Raw genomic sequence first — 8,723 nt, forward strand, 5'->3', positions numbered from 1 at the left:
GTATTCGATCGCGTCCTCGGCGGTGGAGATGCCGCCGCAGCCGATCACCGGGATCTTCACCGCCTTGGCGCATTGGAAGACCTGGCGCAGCACGATCGGCTTGATCGCCGGTCCCGAGAGCCCACCCATGATGTTGCCGAGGCAGGGCTTGAAGGTCTTCAGGTCGATCGCCATCGACAGGATGGTGTTGGCGACGACGACCGCATCGGCCCCGGCTGCCTCGGCGGCGCGCGCCACCTCGGGCACGTCTCCGGTATTGGGCGTGAGCTTGACCCAGAGCGGCAGGTTCGTCGCCTCGCGGAGCTGGCGCGTCACCTTTTCGGTCGATTCGGCGCGCATGGCGAAGGCCTTGCCGTCCTCCTCGATGTTCGGGCAGGAGATGTTGGCCTCGATCGCTGCGATGCCGGGGATCGAGAGCTCGGCCGCCAGGCTGGCGAAGCCCTCCGCCGTCGGCGCCGAGATGCTGACCACCAGCGGCGTGTCGTAGGCGGCGTAATGCGGCATCGTCTCCTCGACGAAATAGCGCACGCCCCGGGACGGGATGCCGATGGCGTTGATCAGCCCGCCCGGCCGCTCGACCACCCGCGGCAGCGGGTTGCCGGCGCGCAGCTCGCGCGTGATCGTCTTGGTGACGAAGGCGCCGAGCCGGTTGAAGTCCATCACCTTCTCCAGCCCCTCGGCGAAGGTGCCGGACGCCGGCATGACCGGATTGCGCAGGGTCAGGCCGCCGATGGCGACGGAGAGGTCGACCTCGGAGTTCGTACTCATGGCAGCACTCATGGCAGCGCCTCCATCAGGTCGAAGACCGGCCCGTCCCAGCAGACGCGCCGGTGGACGATCTCGCCATTGACGTTGAAGTCGCGCACGCAGCAGTAGCAAAGCCCGATTCCGCAGGCCATCTGCTGCTCCATCGCGACCTGTCCGGGCAGGCCGAACTCCTGCGCCAGCCGCTGCTGGACGCGCATCAGCCGGCTCGAGCCGCAGGTGAAGAAGGCATCGCAGGCCCCGTCGGCGATGAGGCGGCGCAGGATGCGCTCGACATTGGCCGGGCCGCTGGTCGATTCGGAATCGGTGACGGCGATGACGTCGGCACCGTGACGGTGGAACAGGTCGACCGAGACCATCAGGTCGGGCCGGCGGGCGCTGAAGATCGCGGTGACGCGCGTTCCGTTGGCCTTGGCCGCCTTGGCCAGCGGCGCGAGCGTCGCCAGCCCGGCGCCACGCCCGACCGCGACGATGCTGCGCCAGGCCGGATCGAGCGAAAAGCCCGAGCCGAGCGGCCCCATGATGTCGAGCCGGTCGCCGACCCGCAGCGTATCGAGGCCGCGCGTGCCGGCGCCGGCCACCTTGTAGAGGAACTCGACCCGGCGCTTTTCCGGATCGGCCCCGTAGAGGCTCATCGGCCGGCGCAGGAAGGGCTGCTCGCCGGCCGGCTGCGGGCAGAGCAGCTGGAAGAACTGCCCGGGCTGCGCCGCCGCAGCTTCGGCGCTGCAGCCGACGACGAGGTGCCGGTATTCGCCATTGACCGCCTCATGCGAGACGATTTCGGCCAGTTCGGCGACCACGCTGGCCTTCCAGGAAGCGCAGGAGCCGGAGGCTCCCGCGCTGCCGGACGGAGCGGCGAGCGCGCTTTGATGAAGCGGTTGCATCGACATGGCTCGCTCCATGGCTTCGTTCCCTTGGCCGCTCAGTCGAGCTCGGCGCCGCGGCGCTCGGGGATCAGCAGCCACATGGCGATGATGTCGAGCACGTAGAGTGTCGCCAGCAGGCCGATCGCGAGCTCGAAGCTGTAGGCCGCCGCGATCGCACCCACGACCACCGGGCCGAAGCCGCCGACGCCGCGCCCGATATTGAACAGCACGTTCTGGGCGGTGGCGCGGGCCGTGGTCGGGAACAGCTCGCTGATCAGCGCGCCATAGCCGCCGAGCATGCCGTTGACGAAGAAGCCCATCACGGCGCCGCCGATCAGCAGCTGGATCGGGTCGACCAGCCGCGAATAGACCACGACCATCACCGCCGCGCCGAGCATGTAGCCGAAGAAGGCCGGACGCCTGCCGATGCGATCGGCGATATGGCCGAAGGCGAAGATGCCGAGCGCCATGCCGGCGATGGTCACCGAGGTCCAGACGGCCGACTGCGTCAGGGCGAAGCCGAAGCGGGTCGCCAGATAGTTCGGCAACCAGATCATCACCCCGTAATAGCCGAAGTTCTGGACCGAGCAGAGGATGACCATGCCGAGGCTGAGCTTGGTGGTGTCCCAGTCCTTGACCAGCGTGCGCAGCGAGGACTCCTTGGGCTTGTCCTTGGTGCGGGCGACGAAGACCTCGGGCTCATGCAGCGAATGACGGATGAAGTAGGCGGCGACCGCCGGCAGGATGCCGATGGCGAACATGCCGCGCCAGCCGATCGTCGGCAGCAGCAGCGGCGTCGCGATCGCGGCGGCGAGCACGCCGAGCTGCCAGCCGAGGCCGACATAGGAGGAGGCGCGGGCGCGCTTCGAGGCCGGCCAGGCCTCGGCGACCAGCGCCATGCCGATGCCGAATTCGCCGCCGAGGCCGAGGCCGGCGATGGTGCGGTAGGCCAGCAGGTCCCAATAGCCCTGCGCGAGAGCGCACATGCCGGTGAAGACGGCGAAGAGCACGATGGTCCAGGTCAGCACGCGCACGCGGCCGAGCCGGTCGGACAGCATGCCGAAGCCGATGCCGCCGATGACGGCGCCGATCAGCGTCGCGGTGACCAGCGAGGCGCCCTGCGCCGGGGTCAGGTTCAGATCGGCCGAGATCGCCCGCAGCATGAAGCCGAGGATCAGCAGATCGAAGCCGTCCATGGCGTAGCCGATGGCCGAGCCCCAAAGGGCCTTCCTGGCCTTGCTGTCGACCACGGTTGGAGCGGAATAGGCGATGGAGCCGGCGGTTGCGGCCTGGTTGTCACTCACGGCTGAGTTCCCCTGTCTTGCTTTTGACGATGTGCACTGGAACGCAAAAGCATCAGGGCACGCATGGCGCGTGCCACTGCCTGCCGGTCCTGGAGTTTGGGCGCGCACCCATCTTCTCCGGACGCTTCTGCGTCACTTGACGACCGGCCTCCTGGGCCCGCCGCGAGAAGCTCGCCGCAGCGCAGGACATAGCCCTCCGCGCCGCACGGCTGCATGATTGTCACGCTCCTATCTCATTTGCAATATCAAATCTCAATTTTGCGACACTTTTGGCAAGCCCGGAATTTCCACGGGATCAGCCCCGGCCGGCCCGATTCAGGGATTGACCTCGACCGTCAACACGCTGAGAAGGGGCCGTTTGCGAGCCCGACATTGCCCCGCCCGAACGCCGAAGCCGGCGAACGATGGCGCTCAGCCCTGGAGAACGAGACCATGCCGAACCTCTATACGCCGGTCGACAGGGCCGCCATCGCCCAGGAAGCGGCGAAGATGCTGCTGGAGATCAAGGCGGTCCACTTCTACAGCGACAAGCCCTTCTTCTTCACCTCCGGCTGGGCGAGCCCGGTCTATATCGACTGCCGCAAGATCATCTCGTACCCCCGCCTGCGCGCCGCCCTGATGGATTTCGCGGTGGCGACGATCGTGCGCGATATCGGCTACGAATCGATCGACAATGTCGCCGGCGGCGAGACGGCCGGCATCCCCTTCGCGGCCTGGATCTCCGACCGGATGATGCTGCCGATGCAGTATGTGCGCAAAAAGGCCAAGGGCTTCGGCCGCAATGCCCAGATCGAGGGCGAGGTCGTCGCCGGGGCGCGCACCCTGCTCGTCGAGGATCTCGCCACCGACGGCCGCAGCAAGGTCAATTTCTGCCAGGCGCTGCGCGATGCCGGCGCGACGGTCGATCATTGCTTCGTGCTGTTCTACTACGACATCTTCCCGAAGAGCCGCGAGCTGATGCAGGAGCTCGGCGTCAACCTGCACTACCTCACCACCTGGTGGGACGTGCTCAAGGTCGCCAAGGCGAGCGGGCATTTCGAGGCCAAGATTCTCGACGAGGTCGAAAGCTTCCTGAACGAGCCGGCCAAATGGTCGGCCGCGCATGGTGGCATCTCCGATTTCGGCCAGGCCAAGCAGGCCTGAGCGAGCGGGCCGATGCGCCTGCTCCTCGACCGCGCGCGCGGTCGCCTCGGCGACGACCGTGGCGGGAGCTTCGACCCCGCCACGCGGCAATGGCAGCCGGCTGCCGAAGCCGCGGGCGGCGAGCCGGCCTCACCGCTGCAGGCGCTGCTCTGGCTCCAGCGCGAGAGCGGCCGGCCGCTGCGCACGCCGGTGGCGGTGATCGGCACCAGGACGCCGACGTCGGCCCAGTCGCAGGCCGCTGAGCAAACCGGCCTCCTGCTCGCCCGGCATGGCGTCACGGTGCTGTGCGGCGGCCGTTCCGGCGTGATGGAGGATGTCTGCCGCGGCGTCGCTGCCGGCGGCGGCCTCTCGATCGGGCTTTTGCCCGACACCGAGCCCGAGGCGGCCAATGCTCACGTCACCGTTCCGCTCGCGACCGGAATCGGCGTCGCCCGCAACGCGCTGATCGCGCGGGCGGCGCATTGCCTGATCGCGATCGGCGGCGGCTACGGCACGCTCTCGGAGATCGCCTTCGCGCTGCAGTTCGGGCGGTCGGTCTTCCTGCTGGAAGGCGCGCCGGCGGTGGCGGGAGCCACGAATTGTGCGAACCCGGACGAAGCCCTCGAATGCGTCGCCCGCACCGTTCTGCGCCTGCCGGCCTCAGACGCGCCTTGAGGCTGCCTTCGGCGGGCGCTCGGCCGTGGCGCCGGAGCGCGCCAGCACGGCGCGCAGCACCGCGCCGGCATCGCTGCTCTTCAGCGCCCGGCGCCAGAGATCCTCGGCCAGCGCCTCATAGAGCCGGACCGGCTGCTCGTCGGCGGTGAGCATGGCGATGCCGGAGCGGATGTTCGGCAGTTCGCCGCCGAGCCGGAACGGGCTGAGGCCGAGCAGCGTCTTCTCCGAGGTCCGGAAGAGCTGGAAGTTCATGTTCGGCAGCGTCTCCTCGATCAGCCCGATCTGGATGCCCATCGGCTCGCTCTCGATCAGGACCAGCAGATGCTCGACCTCCGCCCGCGCCGCCAGGCGCCGCCGGGCGAGTTCGGCCTCGGAGAGATTGAAGCGGCCGACGATGCCGAGCTTCAGCCAGCGCTCGATCTCGAGGACGTTGACGAAGTTGACGACGCTCAGCCGCCGGCGCTGGCGCGCCTTGCGGCGCTCGTCGAGGATGGCGATGACCGCGTCGATCTCGCCCTCGGCCTTCTCCCGGTCGTCGATATGCGGCGGCAGCGCCTCGACCAGCGTCCGCCGGAGATAGCCGGCATAGTCGCCGGAGGTGAGCAGATAGGAGAGCGGCGGGAAATGGGCGACGACCTGGTCCGCCTGTTCCTCGATCTGCCGCATGCGCTCGAAATAGGCGACGGGGCTGGCATAGTACTCGACGCCCGCCCCGAGCAGCGAGGCGACGGTCGTCTCCAGCACGCTCGCCAGCCGCTCCAGCGTCTCGATCTTGACGACGCCGCCACTCTCGATGCGGTAGACCGCGGCGCGCGAAATGCCGAGCCGCTCGGCGACCTCCTCGGCCAGGAGCCCGCGCCCGAGCCGGTAGGCCTTCAGCCTACTGCCGATCTCGTCGAAGCTAATAGCCATCGGATCGGCCCTGTCGTCCTTAGAGACGGATTCAGATGTCAGATGGAATCATGGAATGATCCCATCTGACATCTGAATCCGTCTCTCATCAAAGGGTTAGAGCAGGATTCTTGCGAAAAACCGGTTTCCACTTTTTCGCATCCTGCTCTAGAATCTCAGATTTTAGACAAGCTAGCTCAATTCGAACCCGATGCGAAGCCGTCGCGACCGATCGAGGATGCAGAGACGGCTCCGGAACCGGGGCCGCGAGCTCCGGTTCTCGGGTGGATCAATCGCGGCGGCGCAGGAGATAGGCGTCCATGATCCAGCCATTGGCGGCGCGCGCCTCGGCACGGAGCCGCTTGATCTCCTCGGCGACCTCGGAGAGCCGGCCGGAGGCGAGGATCTCGTTCTTTGCACCGAGATAGGCGCCCCAGTAGATGTCGAAGCCCTCGGGCGCGATCCCGGCGAAGGCCTGCTCGCCATCGAGCATGACGACGACGCTGCCCTGATCCTCCGGAAAGCCGGCTTCGACCAGCTTCCTGCCGGTGGTGATCAGCACCGGCTCGCCGATGCGGTTGAGCACGACACGATGCGCCGCCGCCAGGGCCTGGACGCTGCTGATGCCGGGGACGACATCGTAGTCCAGCGCAAAGCCGCGGGCGCGGACCGCCTCGACGATCCGCAGCGTGCTGTCGTAGAGCGCCGGATCGCCCCAGACGAGCAGGCCGCCGACCTCGCTTTCGCCGAGTTCCTCGGCGAACAGGCGCTCATAGGCCTGCGCGAGCTCGGCATGCCAGTCGTCGACGCTGCCGCGATAATCCGAGCCGGCCGGGGCGCGCTGCGGGATGCGGAGCGGGACCATGCGATAGCCCGGCCGCTCGATGAAGCGCCGGCAGATCTCCTCGCGCAGTTCGCGCAGCGCCGCCTTTTCCGCGCCCTTGTCCGGCACGAAGAAGACATCGACCTCGTTCAGCGCCCTGACCGCCTGGAGCGTCAGATGCTCCGGGTTGCCGGCACCGATGCCGATGATCCTGATCCTGCGCATGGGTTCCTCGCGGCTGGGCCGAGTGATGCGCCGCGCTTAGCACGAACCCGTGGCTGCGCGTCATGCTCGGGCTCGACCCGAGCATCCCTTGCGGGAGATTCTCGGGTCTGCGCTTCGCTTCGCCCGAGAATGACGCTTGGGTGCGCTCCCTACCCCAGCAGGTTCCGGATCGTGCGCATGAAGACGCGGGCACCGGGCGCGATCAGCGCGTTGGGGAAATCATAGTCCGGGTTGTGCAGCGGCGGCGTCGCCTCGCCGGAGCCGAGCAGGAACATCGCCGATTTGGAGCTTCGGCCGAAGAGGCCGAAATCCTCGGAGCCGCGCTGCGGCGCGGTCTCGTCATGGCCGATCTTCTCGTCGTCGAGCGCGCGGCGCAGCTGCGCCACCGCCTCGGCATCGTTCTCGCAATGATGGAAGACGTCGAAATAATCCATCGCGACCGAGAGCCCGCCGGTGGAGGCCGCCTCGCGCGCCAGCGCCTCGGCCTCCGCGCAGAGCGAGCCCATCAGCCCGTCGTTCAGCGTCCGCAGCGTCACCCAGATCTCGGCGCGGCCGGGCGTGATGCCGAAGGCGGGCTCGCCCATGCTGGCATGGGTCACGGTGACGAGGCGGTAGTTCGCGTCGAGCGCGCCGCCCGGCCCAAGCGCCGTCAGCTCCGGCAGCAGGCGGGCCAGCGCCCGCATCGGCGAGATCGCATGCTCCGGCGTCGCAGCATGCGAGGTCCGGCCGGAGAGCACGATCTTCAGGCCGCGCGAGGCGCAGTTGGCCGGCCCCTCCGAGAGCCTGACGGCGCCGAGCGGCAGGCCGGGCTTGTTGTGCAGCGAGAAGGAGAAGTCCGGCGTGAGCTCCCCGAACCTCGAATCGGCGATCACGGCCGCGGCGCCGGCGCCGGTCTCCTCGGCCGGCTGGAACATCAGGATGGCCCTGCCGCGCTGCGGCCGCTGCCGCCCGAGCCCGCGCGAGAGCGCCGCGAGGATGGTCATATGGCCATCATGGCCGCAGAGATGGCCCTTGCCCGGCACCTGCGATGAGTGCGGCGCGCCGGAAAGCTCCTCGATCGGCAGCGCATCGAGCTCGGCCCGCACCATCACCGTCGGCCCCGGCTCGCTGCCCTCGTAGATCGCCGCGACGCCATGGCCGCCGAGGCCGGTGACGACCCGGTCGGGCGCGCTCGGCGAGAGGAAGCGAACGATCATCTGCGCCGTCTCGCGCTCCTCGCCCGATATCTCCGGGGCGCGATGCAGGCCGTGCCGCAGCTCGATCAGCTCGACCATGTCGGAATTGGTGAGAAACATGCTGGCGCTTCCTCCGGGCTGCTTTGCGCTGAGGTTCACCAATGCGGCCTTCACCGCAACCCCCGAACCCGCCGCCCCCAAGCAGGCAGCCATGCACCCCGCTCAGGCCGCGAGCAGTCCCAATGCCCGCTCGATGCGCGAGCAGCCGCCGCGCGCCCTGGCCTGGCGGTAGACCCGCCGGAGCCTGCCGCTGGCATAGGAGCTGACCACGATCTCGTGGACATAGCTCTTGCGCACCACCGCCGGCGTGTTGACCAGCCGCTCGGAGATGGCACGCATGATGTCGGCGAGCTGGCGCTTGCGGCCGCGCTCGCTGGTGGCGATGTCGGCCGCGAGCAGGAGTTCGGCCGCCGCCGCATTGGCGGCGAGCATGCGCAGATCCTTGCTCGAGACCGGCAGGCCGGCAGCCTCGCGCAGATAGGCGTTGATGTCGGCGGCGCTGATGATCGCGATCGAGCCGTTCTCGTCGCGATACTGGAACAGGCGCCGGCCCGGCAGGGTCTTCAGCTGCGTCAGGGCCCGGGCGAGCGGGGCGTCGTCGCGGGCGCAGGCGATGTCCTTGCCGCCCTTGCCGCGAAAGGCGAGCGCGACCTGCCTGCCGGAGAGGGCGACATGGCGCTTGAGCAGGGTCGAGGCACCATGGCTGCCATGGCTGCGGGCATAGACCTCGTTGCCGACGCGGATATGGCAGCGGTCGATGATCGCGGCGGCGCAGGCGAGCGCCTTGTCGCGGGAAAGCTCGCGACCCTTGAGATCG

At 68.6% G+C, this 8,723-nt stretch carries 8 protein-coding genes and 1 pseudogene; 2 read left to right on the forward strand and 7 right to left on the reverse strand.

All coding sequences use genetic code 11. The features are described 5' to 3' along the window. The 3 genes from V6M56_RS13880 to V6M56_RS13890 form a co-directional block, all read right to left on the reverse strand. A partial coding sequence (locus tag V6M56_RS13880; RefSeq protein ID WP_332684617.1) for a dihydroorotate dehydrogenase occupies positions 1-768 on the reverse strand: 768 nt, incomplete at its 3' end. An 8-nt stretch (positions 769-776) separates the two neighbouring features. Further along, complete coding sequence (locus V6M56_RS13885) at positions 777-1,655, reverse strand: dihydroorotate dehydrogenase electron transfer subunit (protein ID WP_332684619.1); 879 nt, start codon at positions 1,653-1,655, stop codon at positions 777-779. A gap of 32 nt (positions 1,656-1,687) precedes the next feature. Next, a complete protein-coding gene (locus tag V6M56_RS13890) occupies positions 1,688-2,935 on the reverse strand; it encodes an MFS transporter (protein ID WP_332684621.1) in 1,248 nt (415 codons plus the stop codon). A gap of 432 nt (positions 2,936-3,367) precedes the next feature. Between V6M56_RS13890 and V6M56_RS13895 the strand changes: the two genes are divergently transcribed. Continuing rightward, entirely contained in the window at positions 3,368-4,078 is a 711-nt protein-coding gene (locus V6M56_RS13895) for an orotate phosphoribosyltransferase (protein WP_332684623.1), read from the forward strand. 12 nt (positions 4,079-4,090) lie between these two features. Then, entirely contained in the window at positions 4,091-4,732 is a 642-nt protein-coding gene (locus V6M56_RS13900) for a TIGR00725 family protein (RefSeq protein WP_332684624.1), read from the forward strand. Here the strand turns inward: V6M56_RS13900 and V6M56_RS13905 are convergent. The 4 genes and pseudogenes from V6M56_RS13905 to V6M56_RS13920 all read right to left on the reverse strand — a co-directional run. Further along, a complete protein-coding gene (locus tag V6M56_RS13905) occupies positions 4,718-5,644 on the reverse strand; it encodes a helix-turn-helix domain-containing protein (RefSeq protein ID WP_332684626.1) in 927 nt (308 codons plus the stop codon). The two genes, V6M56_RS13900 and V6M56_RS13905, sit on opposite strands and share 15 nt — an antisense overlap. Before the next feature lie 268 nt (positions 5,645-5,912). Continuing rightward, positions 5,913-6,671, reverse strand: a complete 759-nt coding sequence (gene cobF / locus V6M56_RS13910) for a precorrin-6A synthase (deacetylating) (RefSeq protein ID WP_332684628.1) — start codon at positions 6,669-6,671, stop codon at positions 5,913-5,915. A 149-nt stretch (positions 6,672-6,820) separates the two neighbouring features. Further along, positions 6,821-7,966 (reverse strand): amidohydrolase, encoded by a 1,146-nt coding sequence (locus V6M56_RS13915; protein ID WP_332684631.1) that lies wholly within the window; start codon positions 7,964-7,966, stop codon positions 6,821-6,823. Between the two features lie 102 nt (positions 7,967-8,068). Next, positions 8,069-8,723: pseudogene (locus tag V6M56_RS13920) on the reverse strand (DNA topoisomerase IB); the annotation flags it as partial.

Source organism: Allobosea sp. (assembly GCF_036675845.1).
GTDB lineage: Bacteria > Pseudomonadota > Alphaproteobacteria > Rhizobiales > Beijerinckiaceae > Allobosea.

Excerpts from the sequence above, each read along its gene's own strand:
- V6M56_RS13885 (WP_332684619.1), bottom strand. The coding sequence starts at position 1,655 with ATGTCGATGCAACCGCTTCATCAAAGCGCGCTCGCCGCTCCGTCCGGC.
- V6M56_RS13915 (WP_332684631.1), bottom strand. The coding sequence starts at position 7,966 with ATGTTTCTCACCAATTCCGACATGGTCGAGCTGATCGAGCTGCGGCAC.
- V6M56_RS13905 (WP_332684626.1), bottom strand. The coding sequence starts at position 5,644 with ATGGCTATTAGCTTCGACGAGATCGGCAGTAGGCTGAAGGCCTACCGG.
- V6M56_RS13895 (WP_332684623.1), top strand. The coding sequence starts at position 3,368 with ATGCCGAACCTCTATACGCCGGTCGACAGGGCCGCCATCGCCCAGGAA.
- cobF (WP_332684628.1), bottom strand. The coding sequence starts at position 6,671 with ATGCGCAGGATCAGGATCATCGGCATCGGTGCCGGCAACCCGGAGCAT.
- V6M56_RS13900 (WP_332684624.1), top strand. The coding sequence starts at position 4,091 with ATGCGCCTGCTCCTCGACCGCGCGCGCGGTCGCCTCGGCGACGACCGT.